The 17,171-nt window shown below is 68.2% G+C and carries 13 protein-coding genes and 1 rRNA gene; 2 read left to right on the top strand and 12 right to left on the bottom strand.

The window, feature by feature from the left end; all coding sequences use genetic code 11:
- Window positions 1–15 precede the first annotated feature (15 nt).
- Window positions 16–1,365, top strand: a complete 1,350-nt coding sequence (locus ACOQFR_RS02310; protein WP_421378085.1) for a sigma-54-dependent transcriptional regulator — start codon at window positions 16–18, stop codon at window positions 1,363–1,365.
- A 1-nt stretch (window position 1,366) separates the two neighbouring features.
- Window positions 1,367–2,686: a sensor histidine kinase gene (locus ACOQFR_RS02315; RefSeq protein WP_421378087.1), complete on the top strand. Its 1,320-nt coding sequence runs from the start codon at window positions 1,367–1,369 to the stop codon at window positions 2,684–2,686.
- 30 nt (window positions 2,687–2,716) lie between these two features.
- Here ACOQFR_RS02315 and glmU read toward each other — a convergent pair whose 3' ends face one another.
- The 12 genes from glmU to rrf form a co-directional block, all read right to left on the bottom strand.
- Window positions 2,717–4,087, bottom strand: a complete 1,371-nt coding sequence (gene glmU, locus ACOQFR_RS02320; protein ID WP_421378089.1) for a bifunctional UDP-N-acetylglucosamine diphosphorylase/glucosamine-1-phosphate N-acetyltransferase GlmU — start codon at window positions 4,085–4,087, stop codon at window positions 2,717–2,719.
- Window positions 4,088–5,079: 992 nt separating this feature from the next.
- On the bottom strand, window positions 5,080–5,505 hold the full coding sequence (locus ACOQFR_RS02325; RefSeq protein WP_421378091.1) for a F0F1 ATP synthase subunit epsilon: 426 nt from the start codon (window positions 5,503–5,505) through the stop codon (window positions 5,080–5,082).
- Window positions 5,506–5,530: 25 nt separating this feature from the next.
- Window positions 5,531–6,940 carry a F0F1 ATP synthase subunit beta gene (gene atpD, locus ACOQFR_RS02330; RefSeq protein WP_421378093.1) on the bottom strand — a complete coding sequence of 470 codons (1,410 nt, stop codon included), beginning with the start codon at window positions 6,938–6,940 and terminating at the stop codon, window positions 5,531–5,533.
- 88 nt (window positions 6,941–7,028) lie between these two features.
- On the bottom strand, window positions 7,029–7,892 hold the full coding sequence (atpG, locus tag ACOQFR_RS02335; RefSeq protein ID WP_421378095.1) for a F0F1 ATP synthase subunit gamma: 864 nt from the start codon (window positions 7,890–7,892) through the stop codon (window positions 7,029–7,031).
- 69 nt (window positions 7,893–7,961) lie between these two features.
- Window positions 7,962–9,506: a F0F1 ATP synthase subunit alpha gene (atpA, locus tag ACOQFR_RS02340; protein ID WP_421378097.1), complete on the bottom strand. Its 1,545-nt coding sequence runs from the start codon at window positions 9,504–9,506 to the stop codon at window positions 7,962–7,964.
- A 67-nt stretch (window positions 9,507–9,573) separates the two neighbouring features.
- Entirely contained in the window at window positions 9,574–10,104 is a 531-nt protein-coding gene (locus ACOQFR_RS02345) for a F0F1 ATP synthase subunit delta (protein ID WP_421378099.1), read from the bottom strand.
- A gap of 10 nt (window positions 10,105–10,114) precedes the next feature.
- Window positions 10,115–10,585, bottom strand: a complete 471-nt coding sequence (locus tag ACOQFR_RS02350; RefSeq protein ID WP_421378101.1) for a F0F1 ATP synthase subunit B — start codon at window positions 10,583–10,585, stop codon at window positions 10,115–10,117.
- A 59-nt stretch (window positions 10,586–10,644) separates the two neighbouring features.
- A complete protein-coding gene (gene atpE, locus ACOQFR_RS02355) occupies window positions 10,645–10,920 on the bottom strand; it encodes a F0F1 ATP synthase subunit C (RefSeq protein WP_421378103.1) in 276 nt (91 codons plus the stop codon).
- A 67-nt stretch (window positions 10,921–10,987) separates the two neighbouring features.
- Window positions 10,988–11,836, bottom strand: a complete 849-nt coding sequence (gene atpB / locus ACOQFR_RS02360) for a F0F1 ATP synthase subunit A (protein ID WP_421378105.1) — start codon at window positions 11,834–11,836, stop codon at window positions 10,988–10,990.
- A complete protein-coding gene (locus ACOQFR_RS02365) occupies window positions 11,833–12,234 on the bottom strand; it encodes a hypothetical protein (protein ID WP_421378107.1) in 402 nt (133 codons plus the stop codon). The genes atpB and ACOQFR_RS02365 overlap by 4 nt, the downstream gene beginning before the upstream one ends.
- Window positions 12,235–12,380: 146 nt before the next feature.
- Window positions 12,381–16,769 carry a Calx-beta domain-containing protein gene (locus ACOQFR_RS02370; protein WP_421378109.1) on the bottom strand — a complete coding sequence of 1,463 codons (4,389 nt, stop codon included), beginning with the start codon at window positions 16,767–16,769 and terminating at the stop codon, window positions 12,381–12,383.
- 309 nt (window positions 16,770–17,078) lie between these two features.
- Window positions 17,079–17,171 (bottom strand): 5S ribosomal RNA (gene rrf, locus ACOQFR_RS02375); the annotation flags it as partial.

The following is a 17,171-nucleotide window of genomic DNA, read 5'->3' on the forward strand; positions in this document are numbered from 1 at the left end:
AGGTAGGCTAGGCGCATGCCCGCGACGCCCCACGCCACCCTGCTGGTGATCGACGACAACCCCGCGGTCGCCACGGCGCTGGAAGTCCTGTTCTCGCTGCACGAGCTGCGCACGCTGTGCGCGGCTTCGCCCGAGGAAGGCCTGGCGCTGCTGCGGCGCGAGCCGGTGGACCTGGTGATCCAGGACATGAACTTCAGCGCCGACACCACCTCGGGCGAAGAAGGCGAGGCGCTGTTCAAGGCCATCCGCGCGCTGCGTCCCGACCTGCCGGTGATCCTGCTTACCGCGTGGACCCACCTGTCCACGGCGGTGGACCTGGTGAAGGCCGGCGCCGCCGACTACCTGCCCAAGCCCTGGGACGACCGCAAGCTGCTGGCCGCCGTGGCCAACCTGCTGGAGCTGGGCCAGGCCAGCCGCGCGCTGGCCGAACGCGCGGGCCAGGACCGCCGGCAGCGGCGGGAGCTGGAGACGCGCCACGACCTGCGCGGCCTGGTCTGGGCCGACCCGGCCACCGAGCGCGTGCTGGCGCTGGCCTGCCAGGTCGCGCGCGCCGACGTGCCGGTGCTGGTCACCGGTCCCAATGGTTCGGGCAAGGAAAAACTTGCGGAGATCCTGCAGGCCAATTCGATGGTCAAGGACGGCCCCTTCGTCACGCTCAACTGCGGCGCCCTGCCTTCGGAGCTGATCGAGGCCGAACTGTTCGGCGCCGAGGCCGGTGCCTACACCGGCGCGGGCAAGGCGCGCGAAGGCAAGTTCGAGGCGGCCGACGGCGGCACGCTGTTCCTGGACGAGATCGGCAACCTGCCGCCGGCCGGGCAGATGAAGCTGCTGCGCGTGCTCGAGACCGGCCGCTTCTCGCGCCTGGGTTCGAACAAGGAGCGCCAGGTGAAGGTGCGCGTGGTCAGCGCCACCAATGCCGACCTGCCGGCGATGATCCGCGACGGCCGCTTCCGCGAGGACCTTTACTACCGGCTCAACGTCATCGAGATCCGGCTACCGCCGCTGGCCGAGCGCCCGCGCGACATCCTGCCCCTGGCCCAGCATTTCCTGGCGCCCGGCAAGCAGCTCACCGACGATGCCTGCGCCGCGCTGCTGCGCCACGGCTGGCCGGGCAACGTGCGCGAACTCAAGAACGTGATGCAGCGCGCCTGCCTGCTGGCGGCCGATGCCCGCATCAGCGTCGGCGACCTGGGCCTGGTGATGCCGTCGATCGCCACGCCGGCCGACAGCGAACCCGACCGCGCCAGCATCGAACAGGCCCTGGCCCGCGCCGGTGGCATCGTCGCGCAGGCCGCGTCCGAACTCGGCCTGAGCCGGCAGGCGCTGTACCGGCGCATGGAGCGGCTGGGCATCGCCCGGCCCTGAGATGGTGGCGCCGCGCCGGTCCATCGCTGGCCACCTGGCGCTGATCTGCGGCCTGGGCGCCGTGCTCGCGGTGACGCTGGCGCTGTGGTTCGACCGCCTGTTCGACAATCCCTGGCTGGCCGGCAGCGCGGCGCTGATGCTGACGCTGCCGCTGGGCCTGCTAGCGGTGCGGCGCGCGGTGCGGCCGGCGCTGTCGCTGTTCCGCGCGCTGGCCGGCACCGCGCTCAGCTACCGCGACGGCGACTTCAGCTTCGGCCTGCGCTGGCGCCACCGCGATGAACTCGGCGACCTGGTGGCCGCGCACAACGAGCTGGGTGGCGTGCTGCGCGAGCAGCGCCTGTCGCTGGTGCAGCGCGAGCTGCTGCTCGACACCATGGTGCAGAACACGCCGGTGGCGATGCTGCTGGTTGGCGAGGGCGGGCACGTGGTGTACGCGAACCTGGCGGCGCGCCAGCTGCTCAACCAGGGTCGCAAGCTCGAAGGCCTGGCGCTGGAGGCACTGCTGCGCATCGCCGCCCCGCCCCTGCGCGAAGCCATGGACCGCGGCGGCGACGGGCTGTTCTCGGTCGGCGAAGGCGACGAGGAGGACGTCTACCATCTGGCGCGCCGCGGCTTCCGGCTCAACGGCCGCCCGCACGAACTGCTGCTGCTGCGCCAGCTCACCACCGAGCTGCGGCGCCAGGAAGTGCAGACCTGGAAGAAGGTGATCCGCGTCATCAGCCACGAGTTGAACAATTCGCTGGCGCCGGTGGCGTCGCTGGCGCACTCCGGCGCCGAGCTGACGCGGCGCGGCCAGCATGCGCGGCTGGAATCCATCTTCGGCACCATCGAGGAACGCGCGCGCCACCTGGAAGGTTTCATCCGCGGCTATGCGCATTTCGCCAAGCTGCCGTCGCCGCGGCTGGAGGCGGTGCAGTGGCCGGCCTTCGTCGAGCGCCTTCGCAGCCAGATCGATTTCGCGGTGGACGGCGAGCTGCCGGCGGAGATGGCGCGGCTGGACGTGGCGCAGATGGAGCAGGCGCTGCTGAACCTGCTCAAGAACGCGCACGAATCCGGCGGCGCGGCCGGGGACGTGTCGCTGCGCGTGCGGCGGCAGTCGGGCCTGCTGCGCATCGAGGTGATGGACCGCGGCACCGGCATGAGCCCGGCGGTGCTGGCCAACGCGCTGGTGCCCTTTTATTCCACCAAACGCAGCGGCACCGGCCTGGGCCTGGCGCTGGCGCGCGAAATCGCCGAGGCGCACGGCGGGCGCATCAGCCTGGGCAACCGCGACGGCGGCGGACTGGCGGTGGCGATGGTGCTGCCCACCAGCGAGGCCTGAGCGCGTTTCCGCGGTGCGTGTGCCGGCGACTCAGGTCTTGCGCGTCGGGCGCTGCCAGCCCTGTATCGTTTCCTGGCGGGCGCGGGCGACGGTGAGCTTGCCCGGCGGCGCGCGCTTACTCACCACCGAGCCGGCGCCGATGGTGGCTTCGGCACCGATCTCCACCGGCGCCACCAGCGAGGAGTTGGAGCCGATGAAGGCGCCGTCGCCGATGGTGGTGGTGGACTTGTTGACGCCATCGTAGTTGCAGGTGATGGTGCCGGCGCCGATGTTGACGGCCTTGCCGATCTCGGCGTCACCCAGGTAACTGAGGTGGTTGGCCTTGGAGCCCTTGCCCAGCCGCGCCTTCTTGGTCTCGACGAAGTTGCCGATGTGCACGCCCTCCTCCAGGTCGGTGCCGGGGCGCAGGCGCGCGAACGGACCGATGCTGCAGGCCCCGCGCGTGAGCACGCCCTCGAGGTCGCAGTGCGCGTTGACCACGGTGCCGGCCGCCAGCTCGACGTCGCGCAGGCGGCAGAAGGGGCCGATGCGGACGCCGTCGCCCAGCCAGACATTGCCTTCCAGCACCACGTCCACGTCGATCTGCACGTCGCTGCCGACCGAGACCTCGCCACGCTGGTCGAAGCGCGCCGGGTCTGCCAGGCGCGCGCCCTGCAGCATCAGCGCCTCGGCGGCGCGGCGCTGGTAGGCGCGTTCAAGACGCGACAGCTGGATCGGATCGTTGGCACCTTCGGCCTCGCCGGGCACTGAACAGGCCGCCACGGCGGCCGGGCGGCCGTCGGCGCGCGCCATGGCGAAGATGTCGGTGAGGTAGAACTCGCCCTGGGCATTCTGGTTGCCGATCTTGCCCAGCCAGCGGCGCAGGTCGTTGGCGGGCGCCGCCACCACGCCGGTGTTGACCAGGCGGACGGCGCGCTGGATCTCGTCGGCGTCCTTGTGCTCGACAATGGCCTGCACGTCGCCATTGCCGTCCAGCACGATGCGGCCATAGCCCGTCGGATCGGCCAGGGTCTCGGCCAGCACGGCGGCGCGCTCGGTGCCCGCGGCCAGTAGGCGGCGCAGGGTGTCGATGGTGATCAGGGGCACGTCGGCGTACAGCACCAGCACCCGGGCCTGGTCGGGCACGTGGGGCATGGCCTGCTGCACCGCGTGGCCGGTGCCCAGCTGCTGCGCCTGTTCGGCCCAGCGCAGGTCGGACTGGCTGGCGAACGCAGCGCGCACCTGGTCGCCGCCGTGGCCGTAGACGATGTGGATGCCGGCGGCGCCCAGGGCGCGCGCGGCGTCGATCACGTGGGCCAGCATCGGCCGCCCGGCGATGGGCTGCAGCACCTTGGGGGCGCGCGATTTCATGCGCTTGCCCTCGCCCGCGGCGAGGATGATGACGTGCAGGGCCTGGCTCATGGTTTCCTCCGTGGCCCTAGTATCGGCGCAGGGCCTCGCCGCCGCCAGCCGGGTGTGATCCGGCGCCGTTCGCGACGCGGAGGTGAGGGTCACTTCCTGCTCAGAGAAGCCTTTTATTTCGCAGGAAGTGACCCTCACCTCCACGCCGCGCCCGGTCCCATCATCCGGTGGGTGGACGGGAAGGCCCGCGGCGTCGTGCTCCGATGCGTGCGCGTGAGCGATCCGGACCAAGGCAGTCCATCTCTCCTGCCGATCCGGCGATTGAACAGGCCTGTGCCCATGCCAGCAGCTCGACGCGGCTGCGTGTCCATTCGGACACTTGATGCCGCTTCTCCGCGAGCTGGGTCGACGCCAAGAGTGAGGCGCCTGTCCGCCCGGCGGCGGGTGTCAGTTTCAGTCGAGCGTGAGGAGCGGTTTCCGTCGCTGACAGGCTGTGCCGCAATCGGGAAATATCCATTCGGGCCGCGTCCGTATCCGACCGTGCATTGCTGGCCTTCTGGGTGAGCAGAAAACGCGTGCCCCTACGCTCCGCGCGCCAGCGCGTGCCTACGGCTTTGCTCGCCGGATGCGCTTATCGGGATCGCCAAGAGCTCACACCCGCCGCCGGGCGGATAGGAGTCACGGCCTTGCCGTCCATCCAGTGCGCGACCAAGCCTGTCGCGTGTCCAGGCGGACACGCACGCGCTGACGCGCGGGCGCCAAGTCGTGGGCACTGATTAACCGCGCGATCAGCAGGAAAGATGGCCCGCCTTGGTCCGGATCGCTCACGCGCAAGCATCGGAGCACGCGGCCACGGGCCTTCCTTTGAGAACCCTTGCGGGACGGACCGGTGGCGCCGTGGAAGCGAAGGTCACTTTCTGCGAAATAAAAGGCTTCACTGAGCAGAAAGTGACCTTCGCTTCCTCGGTGACGCCGGCACCATACCCCGAACGCCGGCGCAAAAAAAAACGCCGGCACGAGGCCGGCGTCGATTCGTCGGCGTGGTGCCGGCGTCAGTGCTTGAGGTTCTTGCGCAGGCGCTCGAGGGCCTGCAGCTGCGCCATGGCCTCGACCAGCTTGGCCTGGGCTTCGGCCAGGTCCATGGTTTCGCCACGGCCGGCCAGGATGCGTTCGGCCTCTTCCTTGGCGGCCTGCGCCTTGGCTTCGTCCAGGTCGCCGCCGCGGATGGCGGTGTCGGCGAGCACCGTCACCACCTGCGGCTGCACTTCCAGGATGCCGCCGGACACGAAGAACAGCTGCTCTTCGCCGCTGGCCAGGGTCACGCGGACCTGGCCGGGCTTGAGCCGGGTGATCAGCGGGGCGTGGCGCGGCGCAATGCCGAGCTCGCCCATTTCGCCGGTGGCCACGACCATCTGCACTTCGCCGTGGAAGATCTCTTCCTCGGCGCTGACGATGTCGCAACGGATGGTGGATGCCATGTCGTGATTCCCCGAGTGTCGCGGCTTAGGCCGCGGCGCTCATCTTCTTGGCCTTCTCGAAGGCTTCGTCGATGCCGCCGACCATGTAGAACGCCTGCTCCGGCAGCGAGTCGCACTCGCCGTCGCAGATCATCTTGAAGCCGCGGATGGTTTCCTTCAGCGTCACGTACTTGCCCGGCGAGCCGGTGAAGACTTCGGCCACGTGGAAGGGCTGGGAGAAGAAGCGCTCGATCTTGCGGGCGCGGGACACGGCCTGCTTGTCTTCTTCGCTCAGCTCGTCCATGCCCAGGATCGCGATGATGTCCTTGAGCTCCTTGTACTTCTGCAGGGTGGACTGCACCTTGCGCGCGGTGTCGTAGTGCTCGTGGCCGATGACGTTCGGGTCGAGCTGGCGCGAGGTCGAGTCGAGCGGGTCCACGGCCGGGTAGATACCCAGCGACGCGATGTTTCGCGACAGCACGACGGTGGCGTCGAGGTGGGCGAAGGTGGTCGCGGGCGAGGGGTCGGTCAGGTCGTCGGCGGGCACGTACACGGCCTGGATGGACGTGATCGAGCCGGTCTTGGTGGAGGTGATGCGCTCCTGCAGCACGCCCATTTCCTCGGCCAGCGTCGGCTGGTAGCCCACGGCGGACGGCATGCGGCCCAGCAGCGCCGAGACCTCGGTGCCGGCCAGGGTGTAGCGGTAGATGTTGTCCACGAAGAACAGGATGTCGCGGCCCTTGCCGGTGGCCGGGTCGATGTCGTCGCGGAAGTACTCGGCCATGGTCAGGCCGGTCAGCGCGACGCGCAGGCGGTTGCCCGGCGGCTCGTTCATCTGGCCGTACACCATCGCGACCTTGTCCAGGACGTTGGAGTCCTTCATCTCGTGGTAGAAGTCGTTGCCTTCGCGGGTGCGCTCACCGACGCCGGCGAACACCGACAGGCCGGCGTGCTGCTTGGCGATGTTGTTGATGAGCTCCATCATGTTCACGGTCTTGCCGACGCCGGCGCCGCCGAACAGGCCGACCTTGCCGCCCTTGGCGAACGGGCACATCAGGTCGATCACCTTGATGCCGGTCTCCAGCAGCTCGTTGCCCGAGGACTGCTCTTCGTAGCTAGGCGCGGCGCGGTGGATTTCCCAGTGGTCCTTGGTGTCCACGGTGCCGGCTTCGTCGATCGGGTTGCCCAGCACGTCCATGATGCGGCCCAGGGTTTCCTTGCCGACCGGCACCGAGATGGCGCGGCCGGTGTTGGTGGCGACCAGGTTGCGCTTGAGGCCGTCGGTGGAACCCAGCGCGATGCAGCGCACGACGCCGTCGCCCAGCTGCTGCTGGACCTCGAGCGTGATTTCGGTGCCGCCGACCTTCAGCGCGTCGTACACCTTCGGCACTTCGGCGCGCGGGAACTCGACGTCGACGACGGCGCCGATGATCTGAACGATCTTGCCCTGACTCATGGTTGTTTCCTCTGGAAAACGATTCTTGGCTTGTGGAAGCGGGTTCTGGCGTGACGCATCGCGGCGCGAGCCGCTCCTACAGGGTTCTTTAGACGGCTGCGGCGCCGCCGACGATCTCGGAGATTTCCTGGGTGATCGCGGCCTGGCGGGCCTTGTTGTAGATCAGGTTCAGGGTGCCGATCAGCTTGGTGGCGTTGTCGGAGGCCGACTTCATGGCCACCATGCGCGCCGCGTGTTCGGAAGCGAGGTTTTCCAGGGTGGCCTGGTAGACCAGCGACTCGACGTAGCGCGTGAGCACGTGGTCGAGCACCGTCTGCGCGTCGGGTTCGTAGATGTAGTCCCAGTCGTGCTTGCTCTCCAGCGACTCGGAGGGCGGCAGCGGCAGCAGCTGGTCCTGGCGCGGCTTCTGGGTCATGGTGTTGATGAAGTCGTTGTAGCTCAGGAAGACGCGGTCGAGCCGGCCCTCGCTGTAGCCATCGAGCATCACCTTGATCACGCCGACCAGCTTCTCCAGCTCGGGCTTCTCGCCCAGGTGCGTGACCGAACCCAGCAGATTGACCTTCAGGCGGCGGAAGAACGCGGTGGCCTTCTGGCCGACGCAGACCACGTCGACCTCCACGCCCTTGGCCTGCCACTCGCGCATGTCGGCCAGCAGCTTGCGGAACAGCACCGAGTTCAGGCCGCCGCAGAGGCCGCGGTCGGTGGACACGATGACGTAGCCGATGCGCTTGACCTGCTCGCGCTCCTGCAGGAACGGATGCACGTACTCGGAGTTGGCCTTGGCGATGTGGCCGATCATCTGGCGCATCAGCCGCGCGTAGGGACGCGACGACTTCATGCGCTCCTGCGCCTTGCGGATCTTCGACGCCGAGACCATTTCGAGCGCGCGCGTCACCTTGCGGGTGTTCTGCACGCTCTTGATCTTGGTCTTGATTTCCCTGCCGCCTGCCATGTTTCTTCCTTTCTATGTAGGAGGGCCTTGCGGCCCGACGATTCGCGCCGGAGGGCGCTCCTACAAGGGTTACCAGGAACCCGTGGTCTTGAACTCGGAGATGACCTGCTTGAACGACGCCTCGATGTCCTTGTCCCAGGCGCCGGTGGCGACGACCTTGGACTCGAGCTCGCCCTGGGTGTTGCTCAGGTGGGCATGCAGGCCGGCTTCGAAGGCCAGCACCTTGTTCAGCGGGACGTCGTCGAGGTAGCCCTCGTTCACCGCGTAGATGGACAGCGCCATCTGCGCGATCGACATCGGCGCGTACTGCTTCTGCTTCATCAGTTCGGTGACGCGCTGGCCCCGCTCGAGCTGCTTGCGGGTGGTTTCGTCCAGGTCGGAAGCGAACTGGGCGAAGGCCGCGAGCTCGCGGTACTGCGCCAGCGAGATGCGGATGCCGCCCGACAGCTTCTTCATGATCGTGGTCTGGGCGGCGCCACCGACGCGCGACACCGAGATGCCGGCGTTCACGGCCGGGCGGATGCCGGCGTTGAACAGGTCGGTTTCCAGGAAGATCTGGCCGTCGGTGATCGAGATCACGTTGGTCGGCACGAAGGCCGAGACGTCACCGGCCTGGGTCTCGATGATCGGCAGCGCGGTGAGCGAGCCGGTCTTGCCCTTGACGGCGCCGTTGGTGAACTTCTCGACGTACTCTTCGCTGACGCGCGAGGCGCGCTCGAGCAGGCGCGAGTGGAGGTAGAACACGTCGCCGGGATAGGCTTCGCGGCCCGGCGGGCGGCGCAGCAGCAGCGAGATCTGGCGGTAGGCCACGGCCTGCTTGGACAGGTCGTCGTACACGATCAGGGCGTCTTCGCCGCGGTCGCGGAAGTACTCGCCCATGGTGCAGCCCGAGTACGGCGCGATGTACTGCATCGCGGCCGATTCGGACGCCGAGGCGGCCACCACGATGGTGTGGGCCAGGGCGCCGTTGTCGGCCAGGCGGCGCACGACGTTGGCGATGGTGGAGGCCTTCTGGCCGATGGCCACGTAGACGCACTTAACGCCCGTACCCTTCTGGTTGATGATGGCGTCCACTGCCATCGCCGACTTGCCGGTCTGGCGGTCGCCGATGATCAGCTCGCGCTGGCCGCGGCCGATCGGGATCATGGCGTCGACCGACTTGTAGCCGGTCTGCACGGGCTGGGACACCGACTTGCGCCAGATGACGCCCGGGGCGACCTTCTCCACCGGCTCGCTGAGCGAGGCGTTGAGCGGGCCCTTGCCGTCGATCGGCTCGCCCAGCGCGTTCACCACGCGGCCGAGCAGCTCGGGGCCGACCGGCACTTCGAGGATGCGGGCGGTGGTCTTGGCGGTGTCGCCTTCGCGCACGTTCTTGTAGTCGCCCAGCACCACGGCGCCGACCGAGTCGCGCTCCAGGTTCAGCGCGAGGGCGTAGGTGCTGTTGGGCAGCTCCACCATCTCGCCCTGCATCACGTCGGCCAGGCCGTGGATGCGCACGATGCCGTCGGACACCGACGTCACGGTGCCTTCGTTGCGGGCTTCGGCGGCCAGCTTGACCTTTTCGATGCGGCTCTTGATGAGTTCGCTGATTTCGGACGGGTTGAGCGTCTGCATGGGGGTATCCCTGGGTCGTCCGGCTCGCGCCGGCGCTTGGTTCAAAGGAGGATCTGGATTCTGCGTATCAGTTCGCCAGCGCCGCCCCGAGGCGCGCCAGCTTGGTGCGGAGGGAGCCGTCGATGACGACGTCGCCGGTGTCGATGACCGCGCCGCCGATCAGCGCCGCGTCCACCGCGGTGGTGATCTCGACCTGCTGGCCGAAGCGCTTGCGCAGCGACTCACCCAGCTTGGCCAGGCTGGCCTCGTCCATCGGCTGGGCCGAGGTGACGGTGGCCTTGACCACGCGCTCGGACTCGGCGCGCTGCTGGTCGAACAGCGCCGCGACTTCCGGCAGCAGGTCGATGCGGCGGTTTTCCGCCAGCACCACCAGGAACTGGCGGAAGTTGGGGTCGCTGTCGCCCGGCGGCATCAGCAGGTCGACCATCGTGTCGGCCGAAGCCGTCGGATGGCCGAGCACCGCCTGCACGCCGGCGACGCCGGAGGCCTGCGCGGCGAAGCCGAGCATGTTCGACCAGGCCTGCGTGCGGCCGCCGTCCTTGGCCACGGAGAACGCGGCGCGGGCGTAGGGGCGTGCGAGGGTGAGGGCTTCGCTCATGGCTTCGGTCTCAGATCTCGGCCGCCAGCTCGTCGAGCAGCGCCTTGTGTGCGTTGCCGTCGATCTCGCGTCGGATCAGCTTCTCGGCGCCGGCGACCGCAAGCGCGGAAACCTGGCGACGCAGGTCCTCGCGGGCGCGGTTGGCGGCGGAGACGATCTCGGCCTGGGCCAGCGCCTTCTGGCGGTTGCCTTCGGCGATCGCCTCTTCCTTGGCGGCGTCGATGATCTGGATCTTGCGCGCCTCGGCCTGGGCGATGATCTCGTTGGCCTTGGTGCGGGCTTCGCGCAGGGCTTCGTTGACCTTCTCCTCGGCCACGGCAAGATCCTTCTTGCTGCGGTCGGCGGCGGCGAGGCCTTCGGCGATCTGCTGCTGGCGCTGCTCGATGGCCGCCATGATGTGCGGCCAGCCGAATTTCATCACGACCCAGGCGACCGCGAAGAACGCCAGGCCCTGGATGACCAGGGTGATGTTGATATCCATGTCTAGCTCCTATGCGCCGGCGACGGATTGCCGCCGGCTAACCAAGTCCGCGGGGCTTATCAGGCGCCGAGGGTGGCCAGGAACGGGTTGGCGAAGATCAGCAGCAGCGCGATGGCCACGCCGATGATCGGCACCGCGTCGAGCAGGCCGGCGACGATGAACATCTTGGTCTGCAGCATCGGGGTCAGCTCCGGCTGGCGCGCCGCGCCTTCCAGGAACTTGCCGCCCAGGATGGCGAAGCCGATGGCGGTGCCGAGCGCGCCCAGGCCGATCAGCAGGCCGGCCGCGATCACGGTCATGCCCATCACGTCGGCGATAAGGTTGATGTTCTCCATGTTGCTCTCCGTCAGTAACGCTTGGTTGAAAGGTGGTGGTGCGTAGTTTGGAACTGGAACCGGTGGATCAGTGCTTCTCGCTCGCCATGCTCAGGTAGACCACGGTGAGCATCATGTAGATGAAGGCCTGCAGGGTGATGACCAGGATGTGGAACGCGGTCCAGACGAAGCCGGCGATGAACTGCACCGGCGCCATCACGTAGGTCATCGCTTCGTTCATGGCGGCGCCGAGCGTCATGACCGCGATCAGGATGAAGATCAGCTCGCCGGCATACATGTTGCCGAACAGTCGCAGGCTCAGGCTGAGCGGGCGCACCAGTTCTTCGATCAGGCGCAGCAGCAGGTTGGCCGGCGCCAGCAGGATCTTGCCGAGCGTGCCGTGCGCGTGGAAGGGCGCGGTGAAGGCTTCGGCGACGAACAGCTTGATGCCCTTGTGCTTGATGCCGAACCAGTGGATCAGCAGGAACACGCCCAGGGACATGCCGATGGTGGTGTTGAGGTCGGCGGTGGGCACGACGCGCAGGTAGTTGACGCCGGCGGCGTGGGCGGCCCACGGCAGGAAGTCGACCGGGATCATGTCCATGAAGTTCATCAGGAACACGAGCGCGAAGATGGTGACCGCCATCGGGGCGATGAACTTGCTCTGGCCGTGGAAGGTGTCCTTGACCAGGCCGTCGACGCCGGTGACCACCATCTCGATGGCGCACTGCAGCTTGCCCGGCACGCCGGCGGTGGCGTTGCGGGCCACGCGCAGGAACACGAACAGGAACAGCGCGGCCAGGATGACCAGGAAGAACACGCTGTCGAGGTTGATGGTCTCGAACTTGCTGTCGCCAAACTGCCACTGCAGGTGATGCAGGTGGTGCTTGATGTATTCGGTCAGACCACCACCACCGGAACCGGATTCAGCGCTCACTTGTCACCCTGCGTGTCTGTTCTTGTAGCCGAGCCAGAAAGATGCGCCAGTGGAAACACCACCAGCGCCAGCACCAACCCTGAGAGCGTCGCGACCGGCGGGAACCGCCAGCGCGCCAGCGCCAGGTAAATCAGCAATGCGACCAACAACCACTTCAGCACCATCCCGGCCAGCAGCCGCACATAGGCGACGCGGGCCGGCTGGATGCCACCGCCCAGCGCCAGCCGGGCCATGCCTTCCGTGCCCAGCGCGGCCGCCAGGGCGCCCGTGAAGGCGCCGGCGGCATGCGCCGCACCCCAGACCGCACCCGCCAGCCCGGCGGCCAGGACCCCGGCACCCAGCTGGAACAAGGCAGCCCTGCGGGCGAGACGTCGACCAGCGGCCAGGGAGTTGAACAAGGACCGTTCCGATGTGGCCGGCAGCCGTGGAGACTCCCGCCGAAGGCGCAAAATTATAGCAGCGGGCGCTTGTCCCGGACAAGTTGCAACCGACATGGGCGGGAGGTTCCCCGCCGGGGCCGGACCCGGGGGTCCGGCCCGTCGCGTCAGGGGGCGCAGCCCTGCGAGGTGCCCGCCCCGCCCAGCAGCTGCACCGGGTGGTTGGTGGCCCAGGTGCCGGGCAGGCCGTCGGCGAAGGTGGCGTTCACGGCGATGTTGGCGAAGCTGCCGCCCGAAAAGCTGCGGGTGTAGGTGCCCACCGCCGTGCGGGTCGGATTGCCGGTGCGGGTGCACAGCGGGCAGAAGCCCTTGAGCTGCTCCAGCGTGAGCGCGCCCTGGGCGCCGCCGAAACCGTTGCGCTCGGCCAGCAGGAAGCGCGGCACGCCGCGGCCGTCGTAGACGAACGAGGCATGGAACTCGTAGGTCGGGAACATCTGCACGCTGTAGCCGCTGCCGGCGGTGGCGGAATTGAACCAGTGCGAGCTCACGTCCAGCGCCGACCCGGACAGCGTGGGGCAGCCGCGGCCAAGCGCGGCCATGGTTTCCACGCCGGTTTCGCCATCCAGCGTGTAGCTGAAGGTGAAGGCATCGTTGCTGGTCGGCGTGACCGTGGCCTTGCCGATCGCGGTGAGCTTGTTGCTGCTGCCGGTCCAGGCCGAGCGGTAGAGCGTGGCGTACCACAATCCGTTCGCACCGGGCGCCGGTCCCTGCAGGTAGTACCAGGTGGGGCTGCCGTCCTGCAGGTAGGTGTACCAGAGGCCCGCCCGCTGGGTGCCGGCCGGATACACGAACAGGCCATGGCCACCGCGCGCGGGGTTGAAGTAGCTGCCCGACCGCACGACGGGTGCGCCCGCGCTGACGGTGGCCAGCATGCCGACCTGCACCACGCCGCCGCTCTTGTTGACCGGCGTGACATACCAGCGGCCCGGCGTCAGGGTCGGCGCCGTCAGCGTGATGCTTTCGTTGCCGCTGGCCGTGGTGGCCGAGCGCACCGCCAGGTTGCGGGCGGGCGCAGGCGCGACGCCGGGGCCAGCCGGTGCGGCGACGAAGGACAGGTAAAGGTCGATGTCGGCGGTGTTGTTGCTGGTGGAAACGGTCAGGCTCGAGGTCCCGTTGGGCACGTCGATATAGACGCGATCCTGCGCGCCGCCCGCCGGCATCGACACCACGGTGGTCTGGCTCACGTTGAGCTGCACGGCGGGCATGTCGCTGGCCGAGCGCGTGAGCAGCACGGGGAACACGCCGGCGTCGGTGGCGGCGTCGGCCTTGACCCGGATGTAGGCAAGCTGGCGATCACCGAGCACGCTGTCGTAGTCGGTCCAGCCCAGGCGCAGCGGGAAGTCGGCATCCGCAGGCAGCCTGCCGGGCCCGGTGGCGACCAGGCTCTGCAGCACGGCGGAAACCTCGACTTCCTGCATCGGAAAATCGAACAGGTCCAGCCGGACCTGGTGCCCCGAGGGGCTGCGGTTGTGCAGCATCGCCCAGTAGCGGGTGTCCGGCGCGGGCACGCCCAGCGCCATTTCGCAGCGCTCGGCGGCACTGGACATGGCCGCGGTGCAGCGCACTTCGTTGGCATCCGGCTGGCTGTCGCCGTCCAGGTCGATGCCCAGGTAGAGGTCCACGTCACCCGCGCCCAGCGAGCGGGCGTCGGCCAGGATGCGCCACTCCAGGGTGCCGGTCGCGATCACGCCGGTTTGGAAGTGGGTGCCTGCGCGGCCCTGGTCCCACGGGGATTCGGGCGTCGGATCCACGGCCAGGCTGGGCTGGAACACCTGCGGCGGACGCAGGCGGTAGGCGATGAACTCGGCTGCGGGCAGCGCGCGCAGGTCCGCCATCGGCAGGTCCATGAAGCCGGCGCCGGAGGGCGTGTCGATCGCCACGTCGAGGCTGGGCCGCACGATGATGCTCAGGATGCCGTCGACGCAGCGGCCGGCCCCTTCGCAGAGGCGATAGCCCACCAGCACTTCGCCGCTGAAGTTCGCGGCCGGCGAATAGCTGATCAGGTCGTCGGCGGCGGTGCCGCTGGTGCCGTTGGTCTGCACGGTGGCCGTGCCCTGTGCCGGCGCGGTGGTGATGGTGAGGTTGCCGCCGGACAGGCGCGCCGCGTCGAACACGTCGTTGGCCAGCACGTTGGTGGTGAACGCCGCCGCGTTCTGGCGCACCACCACGCGGTCGTCGCGGGCGGCCAGCACGGGCAGGCTGCCGGCTTCGTCGTTGGTGATCGTGCCGGTGGCGGTGAGCGTGCCGGCCGTGGCATTGATGAGGTTGTTGAGCGAAACGGTGAACGTCTCGTCGGACTCCACCGCGGTGTCGCCCTGGATGGTGACGGCGAAGGTGGTGCTGGTCTGGCCGGCCGGGATGCTCTGGCTGGTCACCGAACGCGCCACGTAGTCGCTGCCGGCCTGGGCGCTGCCATTGCTGGTGGCGGCGCCGAAGGACACCGCGCTGGTGAATGGCTGGGACAGGCTGATGGCGAAGTTGGCGGTGGACGTGCCGGCATTGCCTTCGACCACGGTCACCGGGCTGATGGAAATCGTGGGCCGGGTCACGCCGTCGTCGTCGTTGTCGATCCAGACGTTGGAGCGGTTGTCGAGCAGGTTGGAGGCGGTGTTGTTCGAGATGCGGACGATGAAGCTCTCGTCCTGCTCCACCGTCGTGTCGCCCAGGATCGGCACGGTGAACTGCGTGCTGGTGCTGCCGGCGGGAATGGTGAGGCCGGTCAGCGCGATCGGGGTGAAGTCGCTGTTCTCGGTCGCGGCATTGGGGCCTGGCGCGTAGATGAAGCTGTTGGCGTCGAAGGTGACGGGCGTGCCCGAGACCTGGGACAGGCTGACCGTGAACACTGCGTTGGTGGTGCCGGCGTTGCCTTCGTCCAGCGTCACGTCGGCGATGGTCAGGTCGGGAATGGGCTCGTCGTTGGTGATCGTGGCCACGCCCTGCCCGTCGCGCACGCGCGCGCCGCTGGCCGAGGTGATGTTGAGCGCGAAGACTTCATTCTGCTCGACCAGGTTGTCGCCCCTGACCTGCACGCCGATGGTGGCCGAGGTCTGGCCTGCCGGGATCAGGGTGGTGACCGTGCGAGCCACAAAGTCGGCCGGCGCGAAGGCGCTGCCGCTCATGGTGGTGGTCTGGATGGTGACCGGGCTGGCCGAGGGCGCGGACAGGGTGATCACGAAATTGGCGGTGGTGGTGCCGGTGTCGCCTTCGTTGACGGTGACATCGGCCACCGACACGGTGGGCTCGCTGCTCGGCGGCAGCGCGGCGACCATGGCCGCCACCTGCGGCGCGGTGTTGGTGAGGCTGCGGACGTTGTCGGCTTCTTCGGCGATGCCGCAGGGCACGCCCTGGCAGGTCAGGTTGGGGCTGGAGAACAGGCCCACGCGCACCTGCGAGCCGGTGGTGTAGCCCATGATGGTGGAGAAACTGGCGGAACCGGCGGTGATTCGATAGCCGCGCGAGTAGACGTAGGCGCCGTACTCGCCACCCGTGGTCTCGTTGTCGTGGTGCGAGCCCATGTTGTGGCCGAGCTCGTGCGCGAAGGTCCATTCGCCGCAGTTGTCGCCGCCGAAGCCGCGGTCGCTGGTCACCGAGAAACCGTAGGAGGTGCTGAACGCGCTGCCATTGGTGCCCAGCAGGTAGGCGATGCCGCAGCTGTTCTGCACGGCGCGGTCGAAGTTGCGGACCATGGCCAGCAGGTCGGCGCCGTACAGGGCTCGCACGCGGTCCACTTCGATCTTGACCGGCAGCGACGACGGATTGCGGATCTCGCCCAGGGCGATGTTGTTGTCGTTGTTGACCGTATAGTCGATCAGGTGGGTCGCCAGCAGGTCGATGCGAACCTCCGCGCCGCTGTCGATGTAGGCCTGGTTGGTGATCGATTCCAGATAGACCAGGCGTGCCTCGACGGCGGCGTTGGAACCCATCACGTCCACGAGCCGCGGCGTATAGACCGCGACCACCTGGACCACGGGCTCGGGGATTACCTTGCCGTCTTCGCGTGCCTTCGCGGGCGGGGCTTTGGCAGGCTCCCTCGGCGGAATGATGAAATCCTGGCCGGGCTCGTCGAAGACGGGGTCCACGTCCAGGCCCTCGACCAGCCAGATGCCTTCGGGCCGCGTCTCGAGCCGCAGGGGCGGGCCTTCGAACTGCGGGATCAGGCCGAAGGCGATGCCGTCACCCAGGGTCAGCACCACCGACTGCTCGCCGGCGCGGGTCTGTACCTTGCCGGTCCAGATGCTCAGGCCGTCGGCGCGCTTTTCCAGCCCCGTGAATCGGGCACGCGTGGGTTCGCTGCCGGTGCTGGGCAGGACCAGCGCGCCGGACTTGGCCGTGGTCTCGATGGCGCGTCGGTCGATGCGCACCAGGTGCATGGTCTGTTCGCCGACATCGCGGGTGCGCTTGCTGCTGTCGGCGACTACACCGTCGCCCGCCATCAGCACGGCGCCTTGCGCGGGCACGGCGGCCAGCGCGAGCAGCAGGGGAAGGATCGGTTTCATCGGGCACCCGGATGGTCGCGGTCAGACAGATGCATGGTTTACCAGAGGCTGGCCGTGGAGGCCAATGCAACGTTGCCGCTGACGTTAGCGGCTTTCACGCGTCGCGATTCCCGGCGCTGATTGTGAAGGGAAATTCGAACGGCTTCACGGACGTGAAATTCATCTCGGCCCGTATGGCACGCAAAGAAAAACGCCGCCCTGTGTGGTGCGGCGTTTTAGGGATAAACCCTGGCGATGACCTGTTGCGGACGCGCCTTTGGCGCAAAGAAAAACGCCGCCCTGTGTGGGGCGGCGTTTTAGGGATAAAAACCCTGGCGATGACCTACTCTTGCATGGCTTAGGCCACACTACCATTGGCGCAGCTGCGTTTCACTTCCGAGTTCGGGATGGGATCGGGTGGTT

The organism is Arenimonas sp. MALMAid1274 (genome assembly GCF_049195245.1).
In the GTDB taxonomy this organism is placed as follows: Bacteria; Pseudomonadota; Gammaproteobacteria; order Xanthomonadales; family Xanthomonadaceae; genus Arenimonas.

Excerpts from the sequence above, each read along its gene's own strand:
- ACOQFR_RS02310 (WP_421378085.1), top strand. The coding sequence starts at position 16 with ATGCCCGCGACGCCCCACGCCACCCTGCTGGTGATCGACGACAACCCC.
- ACOQFR_RS02315 (WP_421378087.1), top strand. The coding sequence starts at position 1,367 with ATGGTGGCGCCGCGCCGGTCCATCGCTGGCCACCTGGCGCTGATCTGC.
- glmU (WP_421378089.1), bottom strand. The coding sequence starts at position 4,087 with ATGAGCCAGGCCCTGCACGTCATCATCCTCGCCGCGGGCGAGGGCAAG.
- ACOQFR_RS02325 (WP_421378091.1), bottom strand. The coding sequence starts at position 5,505 with ATGGCATCCACCATCCGTTGCGACATCGTCAGCGCCGAGGAAGAGATC.
- atpD (WP_421378093.1), bottom strand. The coding sequence starts at position 6,940 with ATGAGTCAGGGCAAGATCGTTCAGATCATCGGCGCCGTCGTCGACGTC.
- atpG (WP_421378095.1), bottom strand. The coding sequence starts at position 7,892 with ATGGCAGGCGGCAGGGAAATCAAGACCAAGATCAAGAGCGTGCAGAAC.
- atpA (WP_421378097.1), bottom strand. The coding sequence starts at position 9,506 with ATGCAGACGCTCAACCCGTCCGAAATCAGCGAACTCATCAAGAGCCGC.
- ACOQFR_RS02345 (WP_421378099.1), bottom strand. The coding sequence starts at position 10,104 with ATGAGCGAAGCCCTCACCCTCGCACGCCCCTACGCCCGCGCCGCGTTC.
- ACOQFR_RS02350 (WP_421378101.1), bottom strand. The coding sequence starts at position 10,585 with ATGGATATCAACATCACCCTGGTCATCCAGGGCCTGGCGTTCTTCGCG.
- atpE (WP_421378103.1), bottom strand. The coding sequence starts at position 10,920 with ATGGAGAACATCAACCTTATCGCCGACGTGATGGGCATGACCGTGATC.
- ACOQFR_RS02370 (WP_421378109.1), bottom strand. The coding sequence starts at position 16,769 with ATGAAACCGATCCTTCCCCTGCTGCTCGCGCTGGCCGCCGTGCCCGCG.